Raw genomic sequence first — 21,674 nt, forward strand, 5'->3', positions numbered from 1 at the left:
CTGTGAAATCATTAGCAAGCATGCTGCAAGGCCAGTCGATCGGCGCGGCCATCACCGCCGTCGAAAACGAGATCAAGGGAAAACCGGCGGATGCCGATCTGCGCGCCGCGCTGGTGCAACTGCTGTGCCTGAGCGGTAACTGGACGCGCGCCAACGCGCAGCTGAAATCCTGGCAGGCGCTGAAACCGATCGCCCAACCGACCACGCTGCTGCTGATGCAGTCGGTCAACGCCGAGCTGCAACGCCAGGCGGTGTTCGCCGGCACGGCCGCGCCGGCGCTGCTGCTGCGGGATCAGCCCTGGCTGAAACTGATGGTGCAGGCGCTGCATCAGGATGCGCAAGGCGCGGCCGAACAGGCCCAGGCGCTGCGTGACGAAGCGCTGGAGGCCGCCCCGGCCGGCGCCGGGCGGTTAACGCTGGCCGAAGGCGACCAAGAACGGCAGCTGAGTTTCGACTGGCTGACCGACGGTGACGGCCGCCTCGGGCCGGTGTGCGAGCTGGCGCTGAACGGCGTTTACTACTGGCTGCCGTTTGCCGACATCGCCGCGATCCAGTTCCAGGCGCCGCAGAGCGCCATCGATCTGGTGTGGAGCCATGCGCTGGTGCGCCTCACCGACGGCCGCGAACAGGTGTGCCAACTGCCCACCCGTTATCCGCTGGCCGAAGGCAGCGACGACGCGCTGCTGCTCGGCAAACGCACCGAATGGCAACCGCTGGGCGACGGCACCCACTATGCGGGGCAGGGCCTGAAGACCTGGCTCAGCGAAAGCGACGAATTCCCGCTGCACAGCCTGCGGCAGCTGAGCTTCGACGCGAGCGCCTGAACATGAACGATAAGCGCCCCCCCCACTACGACGGCGGCGATCTGCGCCGCCAGGGCTATCGCTATCGTCAGGACAGCGAGCGCCTGACGTCGCGCGACAAAATGCAGCCGGTGCTGCTCGACATGCTGACCGATGACGAACCGCAGAAAAAGCAGGAAGCCCAGGTGCGCAACCTGGTGTCGCACAGCGAGCTGCGCCGCCGGGTGCTGCGCGATCTGCAGTGGCTGTTCAACTGCGTCAACAGCGAGTCCAATCTGGATCTGGGCGACTTTCCGCAGGTGCGGCGCTCCACCCTGAATTACGGCATCGCCTCGCTGGCGGGCAAGCGCATGTCGGATATCGAATGGCTCGACATTCAGCGCGCGCTGACCGAGTCCATTCTCCATTTCGAACCGCGCATTTTGCCCGAGGGGCTGCAGGTGCGCTGCATCTCGGACACCGGCTCGCTGGAGCTGCACAACGTGCTGTCGATCGAAATCAAGGGCCGCCTGTGGTGCGTGCCCTATCCGCTGGAGTTTCTGTTCCGTACCGACGTGGATCTGGAAAACGGCCACTTCGATCTGAAAGACATAGGGTAAGGCGATGGACAGTAAACTTTTAGACTATTACAACCGCGAGCTGGCCTATCTGCGTGAGATGGGCGCCGAGTTCGCCGAACAGTACCCGAAGGTCGCGGGCCGTCTCGGCATGCGCGGCATCGAGGTGGCGGATCCCTATATCGAGCGCCTGATGGAGGGCTTCGCCTTCCTCACCTCGCGCGTGCAGCTGAAAATGGACGCCGAGTTCCCGCGCTTTTCTCAGCGCTTGCTGGAGATCATCTACCCCAATTACCTGTCGCCGACGCCGTCGATGGCGATCGCCGAGCTGCAGCCGGACAGCAGCAAAGGCGACATCAGCAACGGCTTCGTGGTGCCGCGCGGCACCATGATGGACAGCCAGACGCTGAAGAAAAGCGGCATCACCTGCAGCTACACCACCGCCCATGACGTCACGCTGCAGCCGGTGCGCATCGCCGGCATCGAGCTGGGCGGCATTCCGGCCGATATCCCGCTGGCCTCGCTGGGGCTGCAGCACAGCGGCTGCGTCAGCGCGCTGCGCATTCGTCTCGAGTGCTACGAAAGCGTGACGCTCAACAACCTGCGGCTTGATCAGCTGATGTTTTACCTGGCCGGGCCGGACATGCAGGCGCAGCAGCTGCTGGAACTGCTGATGCAGCACAGCGTCGGGCTTGTCTGCCAAACGGTGGAGGCGCAGCCGCAGCGGCGCGCGCTGGCGCTGGACGGGCTGCGGCAGGAGGGCTTCGCCGCCGATCAGGCGCTGCTGCCCAACGACCTGCGCAACTTCGAAGGCTACCGGCTGCTGCAGGAGTACTTCGCCTTCCCGGCGCGCTTCCAGTTCTTCAGCGTCAACGGCCTGCGCCCGCTGCTGCAAAGCGTGCGCGAAGGGAAAAAGGCGCTGCGTCAGTTCGAGATCGTGGTGCTGCTGGATCGGCACGACGCCGCGCTGGAACGGGTGGTCGATGCCGCCCATTTGGCGCTGCACTGCACGCCGGTGATCAACCTGTTTCCGAAGGTCGCCGAACGCATCGCGATCAACGAAAAAAACCACGAATACCATCTGGTGGTCGACAATATCCGGCCGCTGGATTACGAAGTATTCTCGGTGCAGCGGCTCGGCGGCAGCGCCAGCGAAAAACGCTACGAGCAAGAGTTTCGGCCGTTTTACAGCACCCTGAGCGCGGACGACGGCAACTATGGCGCCTACTTCTCGCTGCGGCGCGAACAGCGCACGCTGTCGGAGCACGCCCGCCGCTACGGCACCCGCACCGGCTATGCCGGTTCGGAAGTGTTCGTGTCGCTGGTGGACGAGCGGCAATCGCCGTGGCACAGCGATCTGAAATACCTCACCGCCGACGTGCTGTGCACCAGCCGCGACCTGCCGTTGATGCTGCTGCAACAGGATCAGGGCAACTTCGTGATGCCCGACTCGATCCCGATCAAGCAGGTCTCGCTGCGCAAAGGCCCCACTCCGCCGCGCCCGGCGCTGGCCGAAGGCATGATCACCTGGCGGCTGATCAGCCAGCTGCAGCTGAACTACCTCAGCATGATGGACGGCGATCCGGAACAGGGCGCCGCCAGCCTGCGCCAGCTGATGGGGCTGTACGGTAACCTGAGCGAACCGGCGATCGCCAAACAGATCCAGGGCGTGCGCCACTGCAACCTGCGGCCGGTCTATCGGCGTGTGCCGGAGCCGGGCCCGATCGTGTTCGCACGCGGTATCGCCATCGATCTGACGGTCGATGAGCAGGCGTTCTCCGGCAACAGCCCTTACCTGCTCGGCAGCGTGCTGGAGCGCCTGTTCTCGCGCCTGGTGGCGATGAACACCTTCACCGAGATGACGCTCTCCAGCCAGCAGCGCGGCGAAATCGCCCACTGGCAGGCGCGCATGGGCAAAAGGACGCTGATATGAGCGCGGAGATGATCGCCACCGAACTGGCGCCGCCGCAGATCAATGCGCTGTATCGGCTGCCGGACGACTTCTGGCCGCGGCTGCGCAGTGCGCCTTACAAGCACGATCTGTTTCAACTACTGCGACGCATCGACGCCCAGGGCGGCCAACCCTATCTGCTGGGGCGAGCGCCGCTGCCGCGCCACGAGATGCTGCGCCTGGGCCAGGAGCCGTCGCTGTCGTTCGCGCCCTCCACGCTGGCGCAGGTAGCGCCACGCGCCAACAGCCCGCTGCACGACGTTTCGATCTTCAGCTTCGGCCTGTTCGGCCCCAACGGGCCGCTGCCGCTGCACCTGACCGAATACGTACGCGAACGGGTGTACCACCATCAGGACACCACCCTGCTGGCGTTCACCAACCTGTTCCATCACCGGCTGACGCTGCTGTTTTACCGCGCCTGGGCCGACGCGCAGCCGACGGTATCGCTGGATCGCCCGGACAACCGGCGCTTCGACGAATACCTGTCGAGCCTGATCGGCATCGGCCAGCCGGCGCAACAGGAACGCGACAGCCTCAACGCCCACGCCAAGCATTTTATGGCCGGTCATCTGATTCGCCACAGCCGCGATCCGGAGGGCCTGAGCAAAATATTGCAGCAGTATTTCAAGGTGCCGGTGCGCATCGTCGAAAACGTGCCGCACTGGCTGCGGGTGGAACCGCGCGAACAGGCGCGGCTCAAGGCCGGGCGCGGTGCGCCGCGGCTCGGCGAGTCGGCCTTTCTCGGCATCGCGGTGCGCGATATTCAGCACAAATTCCGCATCGAGCTGGGGCCGATGCCGCAGTGGGACTATGACCGCTTCCTGCCCGGCGCCGACCTGTGCCGGCAGCTGCGCGACTGGGTGCGCCAATACCTGGGCATCGAGTTCGTCTGGGAAGTCCGTCTGATCCTGGCGAAGGAACAGGCACACGGCCTCCAGCTCGGCGGCGCGCAGCGATTGGGCCTGAGCAGCTGGCTGGCCGACGATCGGCGGCAACGCGATCTCGACGATCTGATCTTCAGCCCTGAACCGCTGGAAAATCCGTTCTGACCCTATTTCGGCCGGCGCCCTGCGGCGCCAGGCCACTCTGAGACCTGAGGAAAACCATGTCTGAAATCAGCCGCTCGGTATTATTTGGCAAACTGGATAGCCTGTTATTCACCTCTCTGGAAAGTGCGACGGCGTTTTGCAAGCTGCGCGGTAACCCCTACGTCGAACTGGCGCACTGGCTGCATCAGCTGATGCAATCGCCGGACGGCGATCTGCAGCAGATCGTCCGCCACTTCGCGCTGGACGAGGCGCAGCTAGCGCGCGACATCGTCGAGGCGCTCGACCGCCTGCCGCGCGGCGCCAGCGCCATCTCCGATCTGTCCGAGCACATCGACAGCGCGGTAGAACGCGCCTGGGTCTATGGCTCATTGAAATTCGGCGCGGCGCGCATTCGCGGCGGCCACCTGCTGCTCGGCATCCTGAAAACCTACAGCCTGCGCCATCTGCTGAAGGCCATTTCCCCGCAGTTCGAGCGCATCAACGCCGATCTGTTGATGGAACAGTTCGCCGCCATCACCGCTCACTCGGCGGAAAACGCCCAGGATGCGCCGGCGGAAAGCAGCGCCGAGAACGTATCCGGCGCGCCGCGCAGCGGTGAAAGCGTGCTGGCGCAGTATGCTCAGGACCTGACCGCCAAAGCGCGCAACGGCGAGATCGATCCGGTGGCCGGCCGCGACGAAGAGATCCGGCAAATCATCGATATCCTGATGCGCCGCCGCCAGAACAACCCGCTGCTGACCGGCGAGGCCGGCGTCGGGAAAACCGCGGTGGTGGAAGGCCTGGCGCTGCGCATCGTGGCCGGCGACGTGCCGCCGCAGCTGCGCGACGTGAAGCTGTGCCTGCTGGACATCGGCATGCTGCAGGCCGGCGCCGGCGTCAAAGGCGAGTTTGAAAAACGGCTGCAGGCGGTGATCGACGAAGTGCAGTCCAGCCCGACGCCGATCATTCTGTTTATCGACGAAATTCATACCCTGATCGGCGCCGGCGGCGCCCAGGGCACCGGCGACGCCGCCAACCTGCTGAAACCGGCGCTGGCACGCGGCCAGCTGCGCACTATCGGCGCCACCACCTGGTCGGAATACAAGAAATACATCGAGAAAGACCCGGCGCTCACCCGACGTTTCCAGGTGGTCCAGGTACAGGAGCCGAGCGAAGACAAAGCGCTGCTGATGCTGCGCAGCACCGTCAGCCCGCTGGAGCAACACCACCGCGTGCTGCTGCTGGATGAAGCGGTGGACGCTGCAGTGCGGCTGTCGCATCGCTATATTCCTGCCCGCCAGCTGCCGGACAAAGCGGTGGCGCTGCTGGATACCGCCTGCGCGCGCGTGGCGGTCAGCCAACATGCCGAGCCTGCCCAGGTCGAAGACTGCCGCCACCGCATCGATGCGCTGCAGATAGAGTTGGATATCGCCCGTCGCGAGGCCAAGGTGGGCATCGGCGATCCCCTGCGCCCGCAGGAGATTGAAACCCAGCTGACCGCGCTGCGCCAAGAGTTGGAACAGTTGACCGACCGCTGGCAGCAGGAGCTGGCGCTGATCCAAGAGATCATCACACTGCGCGCCCAGCTGCACCGGCAGGAAGAAGAGTCTACTGAAGAAGAGACGCAGGCACGCCCTGACGCCGACGCGCTGCGCGCCCAGCTGGGCGAACTGCAGCAGCAGCTGAGCGCGCTGCAGGGCGAGGCGCCGCTGATCTTCGCCGCCGTCGACGCCAACATCGTGGCGGCAGTAGTGGCCGACTGGACCGGCATCCCGCTGGGCCGCATGGTGAAAAACGAGATTGAGGCGGTGCTGCAACTCTCCGACACCCTGAACCAGCGCGTGATCGGCCAACGCCATGCGCTGGATCTGATCGCCCGCCGGGTGCGCACTTCGCGGGCGCGGCTGGACGATCCGAACAAGCCGGTCGGGGTGTTCCTGCTGGCCGGGCCGTCCGGCGTCGGCAAGACCGAAACCGCGCTGGCGCTGGCGGAAACCCTGTACGGCGGCGAGCAGAACGTCATCACCATCAACATGAGCGAATTCCAGGAGTCGCACACCGTTTCGACGCTGAAAGGCGCGCCCCCCGGCTATGTCGGCTACGGCGAAGGCGGCGTGCTGACCGAGGCGGTGCGCCGCCGCCCATACAGCGTGGTGCTGTTGGACGAAATCGAGAAGGCGCACCCGGACGTGCATGAAATCTTCTTCCAGGTGTTCGACAAGGGCTGGATGGAGGACGGCGAAGGCCGCCATATCGATTTCCGCAACACCATCATCATCCTGACCTCCAACGTCGGCACCGAGCTGATCGCCGGGCTGTGCAGCGATCCGGAGCTGCTGCCGGAGCCGGAAGCGCTGAGCGGCGCGCTGCGCCAGCCGCTGCTGTCGATGTTCCCGGCCGCCTTGCTCGGCCGCCTGCTGGTGGTGCCGTATTACCCGCTGACCGACGCCACGCTGGGCAACATCGTGCGCCTGCAGCTGGGGCGCATCCAGCGTCGCCTGGCGGAGAATCACGACATCGTCTGCACCTTCGACGACGCGGTCATCGAGCAGATCGTCAGCCGCTGCACCGAGGTGGAGTCCGGCGGCCGCATGGTCGACGCCATCCTGACCAACACCCTGCTGCCGCAGATCAGCCACACCCTGCTGACCGGCAGCGCCAACGACCAGCGCTATCGCCAGCTGCATATCGCGCTGCAGAACCACGAATTCATTTGTCAATTTCAGGCATAACGCCGCGGCCGCCGAGACGGCGGCCCTTTGAACACAGAGAGTCATCACTATGTCGGGAACCGGGATAACCAAACCGAATTCGAACAGCCTGCCGAGCGGCTATCGATTCAACGAATTCGAGATCCAGGAAGCGATCGGCGAAGGCGGCTTCGGCATCGTCTACCGCGCCTACGATCACCAACTGGAACGCACCATCGCCATCAAAGAGTACATGCCGACCTCGCTGGCGAAACGCAACGACGATCTCAGCATCGGGCTGCGCGGCGAGCGCTTCGGCAAAACCTTCCAGGCCGGGTTAAACAGCTTTATTCAGGAGGCGCGCCTGCTGGCCCGCTTCTCGCACCCCGGCCTGCTGCACGTGCTGCGCTTCTGGGAAGAGAACGGCACCGCCTACATGGGCACCCAGTTCTACAGCGGCACCACGCTGAAGAACCTGCAGGCGCAGCAGCCGGAGAAAATCGACGAGGCGTGGATCCGTCGGCTGCTGCCGCCGCTGTTCAGCGCCATCAACACCATCCATCAGGAAGGTTACCTGCACCGCGACATCTCGCTGGATAACATCCAAATTCAGGAGAGCCAGCTGCCGGTGCTGCTGGACTTCGGGTCGGCGCGCAAAGAGATCGGCAACCTGTCGGACGAAACGGAGATCATGCTGAAGCCGGGCTTCGCACCGATCGAGCAATACACCGAGAACAGCGACGGCGAACAGGGACCCTGGACCGATATCTACGCGCTGGGCGCCGTGCTGCACACGCTGATCGTCGGTTCGCCGCCGCCGGTCAGCGTGGTGCGCAGCATCGAAGACAGCTATCAGCCGCTGGCCGAGCGTCGCCCCGCCGGTTACTCGCCGGAGCTGTTGCGCACCGTCGACCGCGCGCTGGCGCTGAAGCCGGAAGACCGCCCGCAGACCATCGATGAAATGGCCGAGCTGTTGCATCTGCCGATCGCCGATGAAAACGAAATCATCAGCACGCCGGCCGCCGCGCCGGAGAACCTGCTGGTGGCCGCCAACCCGGCCGCTGCAGCCGCAGCCGCCGGCGCCGTTACCGCGCGCAGCACCCAATTCTCGCGGCCGATGATGGCCGGCGCCGGCGTCGCGGCACTGCTGGTGATCGGCACCGTCGCCTGGCTGAGCGGCGGCAAGGACGATACCCAGGCCGTAGCGCAAAATACCGAGGCGTCACCGGCGCAGAAAACCCTGACGGAGCAGCCGAGCGCGCCGCAAACCGCGCCATCTGCGCCGGTGGAACCTGAAAAGGCGGCGCCGCCACCGCAGCCGGTGGCGCTGGTGTACTTCAAACTGCAGCCGGGCGAACAGGTCAGCCTCGACGGCAGGCCGCAGCAGGTAACGCCGGGTGAAAACGGCTTCGCCAGCCTGAATCTGGCGCCGGGCCGTTATCAGCTGGAGATCCGCCACAACGATCGGCTCCGCCGGCAGCAACTCAGCATCGACACCGCCGGCACCTGGCTGGTCAATCCGGCCACCGCCGGTTAATTCCGTTCTGAAGCCCCGCCGCGGCGGGGTTTCCCCTATTTCATGAGACTGACGCACCGCTGCCCACCCTCATTGGCCGCGCGGCAAGGCCGCTGCAACGCTGGGGTAAGCAGAACACGACGTCAATCACAGAGGACGTTCTCATGTTGGATCGCATTATTGCGCACACGCCGCTGGGCCAGGAGCAGCTGCTGTTCCGCTCACTGGACGGCATCGAAGCGCTTTCCACCCCTTTCGACTTCTCTATTGAATTGCTGAGCACCGACGCGCGGCTCGATCGCAAAGCGCTGCTCGGCCAACCGCTGACGCTGGAGATCCCGACTCAGGGCTTTCTCAGCGCCCCGCGCTACCTGAACGGCAAGATCACCGCCATCGCCGTCAGCAGCGAAGAGATCGGCGGCACCCGCTACGCGGTGTATAGCCTGCACGTGCAGCCGGATCTGTGGCCGATGACCAAGGACCGCAACTTCCGCATCTTCCAGGAACAGACGGTGCCGCAGATCGTCAAGACCCTGTTGGCGGAGCACAACGTGCAGCTGGAAGATCAGCTGACCGGCGACTATCGCCTGTGGGGCTACTGCGTGCAGTACAACGAAAGCAGCTTCAACTTCATCAGCCGCCTGATGGAGCTGGAGGGCATCTATTACTATTTCAAACACGAGATGGGCAAACACACGCTGGTGCTCGGGGATGCGCCCCACCACCACCAGCCCTATCCCGGCTACGAGATGATCCCCTATCACCTGACGCCGTCCGGTGGCAGCACCAGCGAGGAAGGCATCAGCCAGTGGACGTTGTCCGATCGCGTCACGCCGGGCATCTACAGCCTGGACGACTACGATTTCCGCAAGCCGAACGCCTGGCTGTTCCAGGCGCGGCAAAACCCGGTCTCGCCGACGCCGGGGCAGATTGACGTCTACGACTGGCCGGGCCGCTACACCGAGCATCAGCAGGGGGAGTTCTACGCCCGCGTGCGCCAGGAAGCCTGGCAGGCCGAACATCAGCAGATCCGGGGCACCGCCACCGCGCTGGGCATCGCTCCCGGCAGCACCTTTACGCTGTATAACGCCCCGCACTCCGACGACAACCGCGAGTACCTGACGCTGCAGGCCAACTACCATCTGAAAGAGAACCGCTATGCCAGCGGCGACGATCAAAGCAGCGAACACCGTATCGACTTCGTCGTGCTGCCGGCGGACGTGCCCTGGCACCCGCCGCAGCAGGCCACCTGGCCGAAAACCCACGGGCCGCAGACCGCCCGGGTGGTCGGCCCGGCCGGCGAATCGATTTGGACCGACAAATACGGCCGCATCAAGGTGAAATTCCACTGGGACCGCTTCGGGCCGAAGGACGACGGCAGCTCTTGCTGGGTGCGCGTCTCCAGCGCCTGGGCCGGTCAGGGCTACGGCGGCGTGCAGATCCCGCGCGTCAACGACGAAGTGGTGGTGGACTTTATCAACGGCGATCCGGATCGGCCGATCGTTACCGGGCGCGTTTATAACGAAGCCAGCATGCCGCCGTGGGCGCTGCCGGCCGCCGCCACCCAGATGGGCTTTATGAGCCGCACCAAGGACGGCACCGCCGACAACGCCAACGCCCTGCGCTTCGAAGACAAGGCCGGCGCCGAACAGGTGTGGATCCAGGCGGAACGCAACATGGACACCCAGGTCAAAAACGATGAGAGCCACACCATCGATAACGACCACACCCACCTGGTGGGCGGCAACCAGATCAAACGGGTGGTGCTCAATCAGGCCACCGGCGTCAAAGGCGATGCCTCCGCGCTGACCGGCAAAACCCGCAGCGACGCCGTGGTTAACGCCTTTACCCTCGGCTCCGGCGAATCGCTGCGGCTGGAATGCGGCGAAAGCGTGATCGAGCTGCTGGCGAACGGCCAAATCAACATCACCGGCACCAGCTTCAATATCACGGTGAAAGAGGACGGAGAGATCAATACCGGCGGCCAGCTGGATCTCAACCAGCCCGGCGGCGCCGCGCGCACCGCCGCACCGGGCGGCGGCCATCAGGCGGCGATCCAGAGCGCCGTCGATCAGCTGTTCCCGAAATCCTGATGCCGACGCGGCCCTGCGCCGCGCCCTTTCCCCCTGATTACTTGCAAGGACATCCATGGATTACCTTTTCCAGGAAGGCTATTTCACCCTCCCCGCCATCGCCTGGCAGGACTGCACGGTCAATATTCTCAAAAACCCGCAAACCGGCGCCTCGCTGGTCATCACCCGCGGCATCATTCCGCAAGGTGCCACGCTGGAGGACGAATTCGAGAAGCAGTGGCAAGCACTGCTGCCACAGATCAGCGATTTGCAACAGTCGCCGCGCCGGCGCATCAGCGCCGGGCCGCAGGGCCATCTCAAGGCGATTGAAGTCACCAGTCTCTTTATCCGCGCCGGACACCACCATCATCAGCATCAGTTGGCGGTGCAGCCGGACGAGAGCCAGACGTTACTGATCGTCACCTATGCCGCCATGCGCCCCTTCACCCCCGAGGATGACGCTCACTGGCAGCAGGTGAAAGCGTCGCTGGTCTTGAACACAGTGAACAATAGCCATGGCTGAGATCTGAGCAGCAAGAAAGGATGACGAACTGATCCACACCAGCGCGTTGGCGGGCATTGGCAGGGGTGGCGGTGCTCGGCGCAGCGGCGACGGCGGCCTCCGGTTGCGTTGGCGCCGGGCTGATCGTCGGTTTTGCCACCAGCCTGACCGGCGTCGGGGAACATATCAGCAACGGCTGCGACGCCGTGGCCAACTGGCTCTTCCCGCCTTCCGTCTCCGGCGTCATTCTCACGGGTTCCCCCAATGTCTTCACCAACGCCAAACCGGCGGCACGCGCCGCCGGTCGCTTACTCACGCCCGCAGAGATCAAAGCGTTACCGGCGCCACAGCCGCCACAAAGCTTCTGGGATTATGGCGCCGAGCTGCTGGCCACCGGCGGTAATATCCTCTCGCAGCTGTGGCAGCCCAGCGTCGCCGGCCCCAGCCAGCCCAGCCAACCGCTGGAAGAAGATAAAATCAGCTGTGACAAACATCCGCTTCCGCAATACCTGGCGGAAGGCTCCAGTAAAGTATTTATCAACGGCCAACCGGCCGTACGCAGTAATGACCGTTCAACCTGCGAGGCGAAAGTCTCGACCGACGCCTCCAAAAATGTGCAGATCGGCGGCGGAGCGGTGGTGGTACGCGACATCAAGAGCGGCAAGCTGCCGGGTATCGGTTTAGCGTTGACCGTACTGCCGCTGCTGCTCGGTAATCCGGCCAAACTGGTTAAGAACCTGCCTTGCATGATCGGCGGCGGGCTGGCGGCGGCGGGCGTTAACGCCCTCGGTGAAGCGATCCACGCCGCCTTTAACCCGGTGCATGCCGCCACCGGCGCCAAGGTGTTGAACGGCGAAGAAGATCTGGACCTGTTGCTGCCGGCACGCTTTCCGCTGGTCTGGCAGCGCAATTACAACAGCCGCAATGACTATCAGGGACTGTTTGGCCACGGCTGGCGCACGCCTTTTGAAACCTGGGTCGATCTTGGCGACCGGGACGGCGGCGTTGAGTGTTGCCTGCATGATGAAACCGGTCGTGAGCTACGCTTCCCGCTGCCTGAGGTGAACCAGCCGAGCTTCAGCGCCGGTGAAGGGCTGATGTTCCGCCGCGGTGAAGAGGGACAGCTGCTGATCGCCGACACCGACGGCAGCGTCTGGCGGCTGTTCGTGCCGCTGCCGCAGAACCCTTCCCGCCTGCGGCTGGTGTCGTTGAGCGATGAGTACGATAACGCGCTGCTGCTGAACTACGACGAACGACAGCGCCTGAGCCGCATCGTCGACAGCGCCGGCGCCATGACATTGCGGCTGGAATACGGCGATCCGCGCTTTGACGATCGCGTCACCGCCTTGCGGCATAACGACGAACCACGCGTGCGCTACCGTTATGACGACGGCGGCAATCTGCATCAGGTGATCGACGCCGGCGGCTTGGTCACGCGTGAATTTCACTATAACGCCCAACATCTGTTGACCCGCCACCAACAGGCCGGTGGGCCCAGCTTCGAGTATCGATGGGCGATGTTCGACGACTGGCGCGTGGTGGAACACCGCGACAACGCCGGCGGCGGCTGTACAATCGACTACGATTTGGCCGCCGGGTTAACGACGGTCACCGAGTACGACGGCTTGCGGCACCAGCACCGCTGGAACGCCCAACGGCTGATCGTCGAATATACCGACGAGCGTGGTGAGGTCTGGCATTACCAATGGAATGACGAGGACATGCTGATCGCCACGCGCGATCCGCTCGGCCACGGCTGGCATTTCCGCTACGATGAAGTCGGCAATCTGGTCGAGGAAGAAGATCCGCTCGGCCATATCCGCCTCACCGGTTGGCTACCACAGCGCGCGCTGCCGATCAGCGTCAAGGAGCCCAACGGCGCCACGCAGCATTTCTACTACGACGAGCGCCGTGCCTTGATTGCCGAGATCGGTGCGCTCGGCCATAGCCAGCGCTACCTGCGCGATGGCTATGGTCAGGTGGTGCAAGCCGTCGACGCCAACGGCGGCATCAGCCATTTCGCTTATGATGAGCACGGGCAATTATTGCGCGCCCGCGATTGCTCCGGCAAACAAACCCTCTACAAATATACGGCTCAAGGCTGGCTCCGCGAGGTGACCGACGCCGCCGGCGAACGCGTTCATTACCGCTACGATGCCGCCGGCCGCCTGACACAGCTGCAGCGCGCCGAGGGCTGGCAGGAGACGCTGAGCTGGAACGCGCAGGGCCAGCTGGATCGCTATCAGGGGGCCGATGGGCGCCTGACGCATTATCGCTATGACGCAGCCGGCCGCCTGCTGGCCACGCGCAATCCGCTCGATGGCGAAGTGGTGCGCCACTACGACGCCCGCGGCCGATTAACGGCGCTGTGCAACGAGAATGCGGAAAGCTACCTGTTCCATTGGACGGCCTGCAACCTGTTGCAGGAAGAAATCGGGTTGGACGGCGTCAGCACCCGCTATCGTTACGACGAATGCCGCCGGGTCGTCGAGCGCCGCTTCGCCGCCAATACCTCCGCCGCCTTCTCGCACTATTTCAGCCATGACGGCGCCGGCCAACTGGTGAGCAAACAGACGCCCGATGGAGAAACCCGCTACCGCTACAGTCCGCTCGGCCAACTGCTGCATGCCGCCAGCTACCGCGGCAACGCTTGGCATGACGAGCCGACAGCGGCTCAGAACGAGGTCAGTTTTGATTATGACTTGCTGGGGCGGGTGACCCGTGAGCAAGGTGCCAACGGTACGCTACGCTATGATTACGATCCGATGGGTAACCGCACGCAAACCACCTTGCCCGACGGACGCACGCTGCGCGCACTGTACTACGGCAGCGGCCACCTGCTGCAGCTGGCGCTGGACGATATCACCCTCAGCGAGTTCGAGCGCGACAATCTGCACCGCGAACTGAGCCGTACGCAGGGTCGCCTGACCAGCCGAGTGCATTATGATCGGCTGGGGCGCAAAGACCGGCGGGAGATCTTCAATGACAACCGCCAGCGCCCGGCGCCGGCCAGCAGCTCGCGCCAGTGGTCTTACGACTATCAAAACAACCTGACGCGCGAAGAACACAACGCCAACCCGTTCTCCTACCAGCGTTATCAGTACGATGCCACCGGTCGATTGCTGAGCCGGGACGGCACGCTGCCGGATACCGAGCGCTACCGGTACGATCCGGCATCCAACCTGCTGGATGAGGGGCAATTCCGCCAGCGGCACAACCGCGTACTGCATTATCAGGGAATTGATTACCGGTACGATGTCTTTGGCCGCACGGTGGAAAAACGCAAAGGCCACTACCGTTGGCAATATCTCTACGACGCCGATCATCGCCTCTGCGAGGTGGTGCGCTACAGCCAGCATCGCAGCGAAGCCCAGCAGCATGTGCATTTCCACTATGATCCGCTCGGGCGGCGCACGCAAAAGCGGGTGTGGCAGCAAAGTCAGGATCTGCGCCAACCGGCCGGCAAATGCCAAACCACCACGTTTTTGTGGGAAGGTTTCCGGCTGCTGCAGGAAACTCGCGACGGCATGCCCCTCACCTATGTCTATGCCGATCAGGGCAGCTATGAACCTTTGGCGCGCATCGACGGCCACGCGCCGGCCCAGGTATTTTACTTCCACACGGCGCCGAACGGCGAACCGGAAAGCCTGACCGACAGCGACGGAACGCTGCGCTGGCAGAGCCACAGCAGCGCCTGGGGCCGCATAAAGTATGAGGAAAATCAGCAAGATCTGGATTACTCCCAAAACCTGCGCCTGCAGGGGCAATACCTGGATCGGGAAACGGGATTGCACTACAATTTGTTCCGCTATTACGATCCGGATATCGGCAGATTTACCCAGCACGATCCGATAGGTTTGGCCGGCGGGATCAACCTGTACCAATACGCGCCGAATCCGCTGGGTTGGGTGGATCCTTGGGGATGGAAGCCACGATGCGCAGCAACCAAAGCCAACGATCATAATCAGGCAGCTTTTGGTCGACAATGGCAAGGTCGAGGTATCTACAAAGGACGAGACTCTTGGTCAAATATCATGTTGAAAGAAGGTGACATTGTTTATGGCGGCGCTCCAGGGCAATCTGGTTTTTACTTCAACAAGGCGACGCTAGATGCTGCAGGTGGCAGTAGAGCCAAGCTATGGGAAAGTTTGCAGGTGCTTCCACATGAAAAATTTGGTTATAGATCTAAAATACAAGCATATAGAGTAAAAAGAGAAACGATTGCAGGAACAGGTAAAGCGATATCTCAAGACCCAACGAGATTCGGCGAAGGCGGAGGAACTCAATTTTTCCTTTCTAACTATAAAACTGTTCTTGAGCCAATTGATAAGCCTTTTGAAATTGGATTGTAAAATGCAACTAGATACTTATGACGGAACACTAGAACTTGCGGGAATAACGCTAGGTACAGCGACAACCCGAGAAATGCTAATAAAAGGCTCCAGATTGTGGGAGGGTTGGCCAGAAAAATCAGATGGTAGGACTACATCATACAGAACAATAATCAGTACAAAAAAAGAAAAAACCGGCGATATATATATAATTGCCGACTTCTCCGGGGCCTTCATTACAGATGCAGTGCTTTGCAGTTGGCGTTTTGCGCCTGAAAAACTCATGATGGGAATACAAAAAAAAGTAGAAGGTGCTATTACCAAAAATCTTCGAACATGGTTTTATGAAAAAACTCATATACAACTTCCAGTTAGTGGTTCATGGGGGCATATTGACGCCGCTTATGACCCACATAATTTAACGGGAACAATAGCGTGCAACTATCGCAGTGCATTTCATACTGAGGATGAATGGCGAAAATATTGCAAAAGGAATAACATAATTTATTAAAAAAGAGGAAACTCATCCACAATACTATATAAAAATTCACACACTCATTCCATAATGCAGAGTGTGTGTGATTTTTCACCCCCCCTCGAATATCGCAAATAATTACATCTTCACTTCACACACTAACAATCAATAAAGACATGAATCATTTATTCATTAGATCTATTTAAATATTATGAACAAAGAGAAAATTGTCATTACCCCATCAAACAGGCAACTGTTTGATGGTAACGAAGAGCAGTTTCGTTTATTTAAAAAAGAAGTATCCATCCCTAACTCTAACGAAAAAGTACTTTATGATAACAGCTGTGCGGTCCCCATATGGGATATAGATGAAGACATCAGGAAGGCGATCGCAGAAAAAATAAGCGGGATAAAAGTCATAGAGTACCCATATGACCCAATACCTTCATATAAAAATGAAAATCTGGATATCTATATTCAGAAAATAGAGTCGGAAATGCACAAAAACAGAATAACAATAATCACGGCGACGGGTGAATCACAACCAGCAAGATATAAGATAAAGTTGCTGGGTTTCATTTTTAACTGGCGCTCTATTAGGGGCGCTTGCTGAAAACAATAGGTTTATAAAAACCTTAAATATACATTCTATGATATAGGCGTGGAATAATTATTCTTATGAATTCCCCTCTTTTAAATGAGTCTTTAAATACCCCATCAAAAGGCTCCCAAAGAGCCTTTTGATACGCTACCGCGCCGTCTCACCACTTCTTCACCGTCTGGTAAATATCGAGGTCGAAATAGCCGTCGGCTTCGCAGTCGTTGAGATAGTGTTCGTAGCTCACCCCCTCAACCGGCTGGTAGCCGCTGGCCGGCAGCAGCTTCTGATAGAACTCGCCCCACACCCGCTCGAAGTCGCCATCGCTGATGCGCACGTGGTAGACCGCATACTGCCCTGCGGGCAGCGTCTGCACGGTCACGCCCTCGCTGCCCGCCGGCAGCGCGAAATCGTCCGCCACGCTTATCACTACGTCGGCACGCAGCTTTTCCGGCGCCACTTCCGCCGGATCGTCCCAATACAGCACCAGCCATTTGCCAAACGGCACGCCGTGGCGTTTCCGCCATGCCAGCAGTTGCTGCGAGCCCTGCGGGATGGTCTGCGGATACGGCCCCACGACTCTCACTCCCACCACCTTCTCCGCCGCCTTATCGATAATCCTCACGCTCATCGCCCTTATCCTCTCTCATTATCTCAGGCGCCGATTTCGGTGCGCACGTCCAGCAGCTCGGGGAAAAAGGTCAGATCCAACGCCTTTTTCAGGAAGCTGACGCCGCTGGAACCGCCGGTACCTGACTTAAAGCCAATGATCCGCTCCACCGTTTTCATATGGCGGAAACGCCACAGATGGAAACTCTCCTCGATATCCACCAGCTTCTCCGCCATTTCATAGGCTTCCCAGTAGGTTTGCGGGTTGTCGTAGATCACTTTAAACGCCGGCAGCAGATCCGGGTTACGCTGGTAGGGCTGCGTCCAGTCGCGCTCGAGGCACTCCTGCGGGATCGGCAGGCCGTGACGTGCCAGGTACAGCAAGTATTCGTCGTACAGGCTCGGCGCTTCGAGGATCGCCTTCAGCGCAGCGTGCTTTTCCGCATCGCTGCTAAACACCGCCAGCATCGCCGCATTCTTGTTGCCGAGCAGGAACTCGATCGACCGGTATTGGTGCGACTGGAAGCCCGATGAGCTGCCCAGCACGTCGCGAAACTCGACGTACTCCGACGGCGTCAGCGTTTCCAGCACCGCCCACTGTTCGAACAGCAGCCGCTGGATCTGTTTGACGCGCGCGAGGATTTTGAAACAGTGGCTGAGTTTGTCCTGCTGCACCAGCCGCAGCGCTGCCTGCAGCTCGTGCAGCATCAGCTTCATCCACAGTTCGGAGGTTTGGTGCTGTATCACGAACAGCATTTCGTCATGATGCGGCGGGTTGGAGAGCGGGTGCTGGCAGTCCAGCAGCGAGTCCAGGCACAGGTAGTCGCCATAGCTCATGCGTTTGGAAAAATCGGTGACAATCGCGCTTTCTAATTCCCGTTTGTTCATCTGTTCTCTCCGTTGCGCCCAGCGCCCCATCGGCCTGGAACGTGCCGCAAAGAGAAAACAATAGTACAGAACCCGCCGCCCCGAAGGGCGATAAACGAGAGGTGCTTCGCAGATCTCACTCATCTGCGTTAACACATTGCCCCCTCCCCCTTGTTGTTTAGTAAACAACACGGCTGCCGCCTGACGATTCTCACAAATGCGCGATCCCATGCGCGCGGTGCCCCGGTTGTGGCTTGCCTGCGGCCGGCTTCCCTTATAGATTGCAGGCTAACGGCAGGCAGCAAGGTATCGGCAAATGGCAAATATTCGTGATGTCGCACGGTTGGCCGGCGTGTCCATCAGCAGCGTGTCGAACCTGCTGAATAACCGCAGCCACCAGATGAGCGCGCAGACCCGTGAGCGCATCGAACAAGCGATGGCGACCCTGGGATACCGCCCGGCCCGGGCGGCGGCGGTGCCCGCACCGCAGGCCAAGATCATCGGCCTGCTGCTGCCGTCGATCGTCAACCCGAGCTTTTCGGCGCTGGCGCATGCGATCGACGGTGCGGCGCGGGCTCACCGCTACCGCGTCTTGCTCGGCAACGCCTACCGCCAGGAACAGGAAGAGGCCGCGTTTATCGACGATATGTTCCTGCATGGCGTGCGCGGCATCATCGTGGCGGCGAGCGACATTCGCCAGACTCATTTTGTCCGGGCCGCCGAGCGGGGCATGAAGATCGTCAGCTACGACAATCCGTTTCCCGAACGGGCAGCCATCGATACCCCGCTGTTCGACAGCGTATCGATGGACAATGTCGCCGCCGGGCGCCTGGCCGCGCAGCACCTGCTCGAACGCGGTTGCCGACACATCGTGTTCGCCACCGAAGCGACGCTCACCGTCGGGCGCAGCCACAAAATCGACGGTTTTCTAAGTGCGCTGGGGCACAGCCTGAGCGAACGCCAACGGGTGATCGAAGGCAAAGCCAACAGCGCCTACGGCGACACGGAAATGTTTGAATTGGGGCTGACGCTGGCGCCGCGCGTGCTCGCGCTGACGCCGCGCCCGGACGGTATCGTGGCGATTAACGATGCGCTGGGCATCGGGCTGATGGTGGGGGTGCGCGCCGCCGGCGTCCAGGTACCCGCAGACATCTCGGTGATCGGCATCGATAATATCGCGCTGGCCGGCCTGGCCGAACCGGGGCTGACGTCCGTCAGGCCGCCGCTGGCGGAGATGGCGCAGCTGATGGTCGAGCGCCTGATCGGCCGCATCAACAATGATGCGCAACCGCCCGGCGAGTTTCTCTTCCCGCCGACGGTCATCAGCCGGCGCTCGGTCAAAGCCGCCGGCTAACTGAAATAACAGCGTCTTCCCAGGCGATGCGTAGCGGCATCGTCCGGATCGGTGTCAGCCAAAAACAAAGGAAAAGGCCGTCGCGCTTAAGGGATGCCCGCGCCTCAATGAATCAGCGTCGTGCCGTTATTTAACGTTCAGCTCAGGGTTATGGGCCGGGCCTCTATTATTCCGATTAGCCACATTGGAAATATCAAAATGAAAATAAGCAAGCCGCAGGATATTGAACGCAGCGCTATCAGGAAATTGACGCTACATATTGTCCCCCTCATGATTTTATTGTATTTCCTGGCCTTTCTCGATCGCAATAACATGGCCTACGCCGCCAAAGCGCTGGAAGATAACCTGGGCCTGACCGCCTCGGCCTTCGGCTTCGCCTCCGGGATTTTCTTTATCGGGTATTTTCTGTTTGAAATACCCAGCAACGCCGGCACCATTAAATTCGGCCCGCGCATCTGGTTCACCAGAATATTAATTTCCTGGGGTATCTTCGCGACCCTGCTCGGCTTCGTACGCACGCCGCTGGAGCTATATATCTGCCGTTTTATGCTGGGCGTGTGCGAAGCCGGATTCTTTCCCTCGGTGGTGTATTACTTCACGGTGTTCTTCCCGGAAAAATACCGCACCAAAATTCTCGGCATGTTCATCATCGTCCAGCCGCTGTCCAACGCCGTCGGCTCGCCGATTTCCGGCTTTATTCTCAATATTCAGCATGATTGGTTCGGGTTCGCTCCCTGGCAGCTGCTGTTTATCCTCGAAGGGCTGCCGCCGATCGTCATCGGCCTGCTGATCCCGTTCCTGATCAAGAACTCGCCCAAGGACGTCGGCTATCTGAACGTGGAGGAAAAGGCCTGGCTGATGAGCAACGCCGGCCGCTCCAAATCCGGCTCTAAAATCACGCTGGGCGACTTCCTGAAAGGGATTAAAAACAAGAAATACCTGCTCTACGCGCTGCTCAACTTCGGCATGGTGTGCGGCATTTATGGCTTCGGCACCTGGCTGCCGTCGATCATTACCGCCCTTTCCGGCAGCGATATCTTCCGCGTCAGCCTGCTGGCGCTCATTCCCTACGGCCTGGCCGCGCTGCTGGTGTACCCGTGGAGCCTGTGGGCCAGCAAAACCAAAAAGCTTGGCGTGTTCGCCGGCCTCAGCATGGTGGTCGCCGCTATCGGCCTGATGGGGGCGGTGACATTTTTTAAATACGATCCGCTCGTCGCGCTGTCGTTCCTGTGCATCGCCGCCATCGGCATCTACACCGCCGTACCACCGTTTTTATCCATGCCCGCCAACATTTCCACCGGCGCGGCCGCGGCCGCCGGGCTGGCGGTGGTCAGCTGCATCGGCAATATCGGCGGCTTCGTCGCGCCCTATGCGGTGGGCGTATTGAACGATCTGACCGGCAGTAGCGCGCCGGGGCTGTTTTTCCTGGCCTCGTGCCTGCTGGCCACCGGGTTGATCTGCATTTTCTACTGCGCGAAACAGCGTGAAGGCGTCATCAATGCTTAACGAACCAATAAGGAGTCAATCATGGGCGATCTTGCGGGCAAAAAGGTCTTTATCACTGGGGCGGAACAGGGCATCGGCCGCGCCACCGCAGAGCGGCTGATCAAGGCCGGTTGCGACATCTATTTTCACTATCACAGCGACGAAAGCGGCCCCAAAGCGCTGGTGGCGCTGGCCCATTCATTGGGGCAAAAGGCCGCTTACGGCTACGCCGATCTCATCGATACCGACGAAACGCTGCGCTGCGTCTCGGCCGGCGCCGAGTTTCTCGGTGGCATCGACATTCTGGTCAATAACGTCGGCGGCATCGTCGGGCGCAAATGGCTGGGCGAGATCGACCGCGCCTTCTGGCAAACCGTGATCGACGTGAACATGACCACCATGCTGAACGTGACCCAGAGCGCACTGCCGTTCCTGAAGGCGGCAAACGGCGCCAGCATCGTCAACCTGGCCTCGCAGGCCGGCCGCGCCGGCGGGCACTCCGGCTCGCTGGTCTATTCCGCCACCAAGGGTGCGGTGCTCACCTGGACACGCTCGCTGGCAGCGGAGCTGGGTGAATACGGCATCCGGGTGAACGCGGTGGCGCCCGGCCTGATCCTCGGCACCCGTTTCCATAATCGCCACACCACCCAAGCATCGGCGGAGGAAACCGTTCGCGCCATTCCGCTGGGCCGCGCAGGCACGCCGGACGACGTGGCGCGTGCCATCGCCTTCCTGGCAGCGGAATACGACGGCTTCATCTCCGGCGCCACCCTCGACATCAACGGCGGCATCTACCGCATGTAGTTCAACCGCGGGCGGCACGGCTGCCGCCCTCT

At 61.3% G+C, this 21,674-nt stretch carries 16 protein-coding genes; 14 read left to right on the forward strand and 2 right to left on the reverse strand.

Features of this window, described 5'->3' with window-relative positions; all coding sequences use genetic code 11:
* The first annotated feature begins 2 nt into the window (after positions 1-2).
* The 11 genes from ACJ8QI_RS11110 to ACJ8QI_RS11160 all read left to right on the forward strand — a co-directional run bounded on the left by ACJ8QI_RS11110 (position 3) and on the right by ACJ8QI_RS11160 (position 16,538).
* Positions 3-824, forward strand: a complete 822-nt coding sequence (locus ACJ8QI_RS11110) for a type VI secretion system accessory protein TagJ (protein WP_442532478.1) — start codon at positions 3-5, stop codon at positions 822-824.
* A 2-nt stretch (positions 825-826) separates the two neighbouring features.
* Positions 827-1,402 carry a type VI secretion system baseplate subunit TssE gene (locus ACJ8QI_RS11115; protein WP_038876749.1) on the forward strand — a complete coding sequence of 192 codons (576 nt, stop codon included), beginning with the start codon at positions 827-829 and terminating at the stop codon, positions 1,400-1,402.
* 4 nt (positions 1,403-1,406) lie between these two features.
* Positions 1,407-3,293 (forward strand): type VI secretion system baseplate subunit TssF, encoded by a 1,887-nt coding sequence (tssF, locus tag ACJ8QI_RS11120; RefSeq protein ID WP_442532479.1) that lies wholly within the window; start codon positions 1,407-1,409, stop codon positions 3,291-3,293.
* A complete protein-coding gene (gene tssG / locus ACJ8QI_RS11125) occupies positions 3,290-4,360 on the forward strand; it encodes a type VI secretion system baseplate subunit TssG (protein WP_442532480.1) in 1,071 nt (356 codons plus the stop codon). Before tssF ends, tssG begins: the two co-directional genes overlap by 4 nt.
* A 56-nt stretch (positions 4,361-4,416) precedes the next feature.
* Positions 4,417-7,071 carry a type VI secretion system ATPase TssH gene (tssH, locus tag ACJ8QI_RS11130; protein ID WP_442532481.1) on the forward strand — a complete coding sequence of 885 codons (2,655 nt, stop codon included), beginning with the start codon at positions 4,417-4,419 and terminating at the stop codon, positions 7,069-7,071.
* 49 nt (positions 7,072-7,120) lie between these two features.
* Positions 7,121-8,566 (forward strand): serine/threonine protein kinase, encoded by a 1,446-nt coding sequence (locus tag ACJ8QI_RS11135; RefSeq protein ID WP_442532482.1) that lies wholly within the window; start codon positions 7,121-7,123, stop codon positions 8,564-8,566.
* A 143-nt stretch (positions 8,567-8,709) separates the two neighbouring features.
* On the forward strand, positions 8,710-10,638 hold the full coding sequence (locus tag ACJ8QI_RS11140; RefSeq protein ID WP_442532483.1) for a type VI secretion system Vgr family protein: 1,929 nt from the start codon (positions 8,710-8,712) through the stop codon (positions 10,636-10,638).
* 55 nt (positions 10,639-10,693) lie between these two features.
* Complete coding sequence (locus ACJ8QI_RS11145; protein ID WP_107226401.1) at positions 10,694-11,140, forward strand: DcrB-related protein; 447 nt, start codon at positions 10,694-10,696, stop codon at positions 11,138-11,140.
* Between the two features lie 71 nt (positions 11,141-11,211).
* Complete coding sequence (locus tag ACJ8QI_RS11150; protein ID WP_442532484.1) at positions 11,212-15,471, forward strand: RHS repeat-associated core domain-containing protein; 4,260 nt, start codon at positions 11,212-11,214, stop codon at positions 15,469-15,471.
* A gap of 1 nt (position 15,472) precedes the next feature.
* Positions 15,473-15,961 (forward strand): hypothetical protein, encoded by a 489-nt coding sequence (locus ACJ8QI_RS11155; RefSeq protein ID WP_442532485.1) that lies wholly within the window; start codon positions 15,473-15,475, stop codon positions 15,959-15,961.
* 175 nt (positions 15,962-16,136) lie between these two features.
* Positions 16,137-16,538 (forward strand): hypothetical protein, encoded by a 402-nt coding sequence (locus ACJ8QI_RS11160; protein WP_442532486.1) that lies wholly within the window; start codon positions 16,137-16,139, stop codon positions 16,536-16,538.
* A gap of 148 nt (positions 16,539-16,686) precedes the next feature.
* On the opposite strand, the gene sbmC is transcribed toward ACJ8QI_RS11160, so the two are convergent.
* Both sbmC and kynA read right to left on the reverse strand, forming a co-directional pair.
* The gene (gene sbmC, locus ACJ8QI_RS11165; protein WP_089196003.1) at positions 16,687-17,154 is read right to left on the reverse strand and encodes a DNA gyrase inhibitor SbmC; all 468 of its coding nucleotides are present in this window, start codon (positions 17,152-17,154) and stop codon (positions 16,687-16,689) included.
* A gap of 23 nt (positions 17,155-17,177) precedes the next feature.
* Positions 17,178-18,020, reverse strand: coding sequence for a tryptophan 2,3-dioxygenase (gene kynA, locus ACJ8QI_RS11170; RefSeq protein WP_197833631.1), 843 nt, complete (start codon positions 18,018-18,020; stop codon positions 17,178-17,180).
* A gap of 295 nt (positions 18,021-18,315) precedes the next feature.
* Between kynA and ACJ8QI_RS11175 the strand changes: the two genes are divergently transcribed.
* The 3 genes from ACJ8QI_RS11175 (at position 18,316) to ACJ8QI_RS11185 (ending at position 21,642) form a co-directional block, all read left to right on the forward strand.
* Positions 18,316-19,353, forward strand: a complete 1,038-nt coding sequence (locus tag ACJ8QI_RS11175) for a LacI family DNA-binding transcriptional regulator (protein ID WP_060420687.1) — start codon at positions 18,316-18,318, stop codon at positions 19,351-19,353.
* Between the two features lie 270 nt (positions 19,354-19,623).
* Positions 19,624-20,859 (forward strand): MFS transporter, encoded by a 1,236-nt coding sequence (locus ACJ8QI_RS11180; RefSeq protein ID WP_180547390.1) that lies wholly within the window; start codon positions 19,624-19,626, stop codon positions 20,857-20,859.
* A 21-nt stretch (positions 20,860-20,880) separates the two neighbouring features.
* The gene (locus ACJ8QI_RS11185) at positions 20,881-21,642 is read left to right on the forward strand and encodes an SDR family NAD(P)-dependent oxidoreductase (RefSeq protein ID WP_049201283.1); all 762 of its coding nucleotides are present in this window, start codon (positions 20,881-20,883) and stop codon (positions 21,640-21,642) included.
* Positions 21,643-21,674 lie beyond the last annotated feature (32 nt).

This window comes from Serratia sp. CY84636 (genome assembly GCF_052166245.1).
GTDB classification, from domain to species: Bacteria; Pseudomonadota; Gammaproteobacteria; order Enterobacterales; family Enterobacteriaceae; genus Serratia; species Serratia nevei.

Coding starts and splice junctions, on each gene's coding strand:
- ACJ8QI_RS11115 (WP_038876749.1), top strand. CDS start 827: ATGAACGATAAGCGCCCCCCCCACTACGACGGCGGCGATCTGCGCCGC.
- tssF (WP_442532479.1), top strand. CDS start 1,407: ATGGACAGTAAACTTTTAGACTATTACAACCGCGAGCTGGCCTATCTG.
- tssG (WP_442532480.1), top strand. CDS start 3,290: ATGAGCGCGGAGATGATCGCCACCGAACTGGCGCCGCCGCAGATCAAT.
- tssH (WP_442532481.1), top strand. CDS start 4,417: ATGTCTGAAATCAGCCGCTCGGTATTATTTGGCAAACTGGATAGCCTG.
- ACJ8QI_RS11135 (WP_442532482.1), top strand. CDS start 7,121: ATGTCGGGAACCGGGATAACCAAACCGAATTCGAACAGCCTGCCGAGC.
- ACJ8QI_RS11140 (WP_442532483.1), top strand. CDS start 8,710: ATGTTGGATCGCATTATTGCGCACACGCCGCTGGGCCAGGAGCAGCTG.
- ACJ8QI_RS11145 (WP_107226401.1), top strand. CDS start 10,694: ATGGATTACCTTTTCCAGGAAGGCTATTTCACCCTCCCCGCCATCGCC.
- ACJ8QI_RS11155 (WP_442532485.1), top strand. CDS start 15,473: ATGCAACTAGATACTTATGACGGAACACTAGAACTTGCGGGAATAACG.
- ACJ8QI_RS11160 (WP_442532486.1), top strand. CDS start 16,137: ATGAACAAAGAGAAAATTGTCATTACCCCATCAAACAGGCAACTGTTT.
- sbmC (WP_089196003.1), bottom strand. CDS start 17,154: ATGAGCGTGAGGATTATCGATAAGGCGGCGGAGAAGGTGGTGGGAGTG.
- kynA (WP_197833631.1), bottom strand. CDS start 18,020: ATGAACAAACGGGAATTAGAAAGCGCGATTGTCACCGATTTTTCCAAA.
- ACJ8QI_RS11175 (WP_060420687.1), top strand. CDS start 18,316: ATGGCAAATATTCGTGATGTCGCACGGTTGGCCGGCGTGTCCATCAGC.
- ACJ8QI_RS11180 (WP_180547390.1), top strand. CDS start 19,624: ATGATTTTATTGTATTTCCTGGCCTTTCTCGATCGCAATAACATGGCC.
- ACJ8QI_RS11185 (WP_049201283.1), top strand. CDS start 20,881: ATGGGCGATCTTGCGGGCAAAAAGGTCTTTATCACTGGGGCGGAACAG.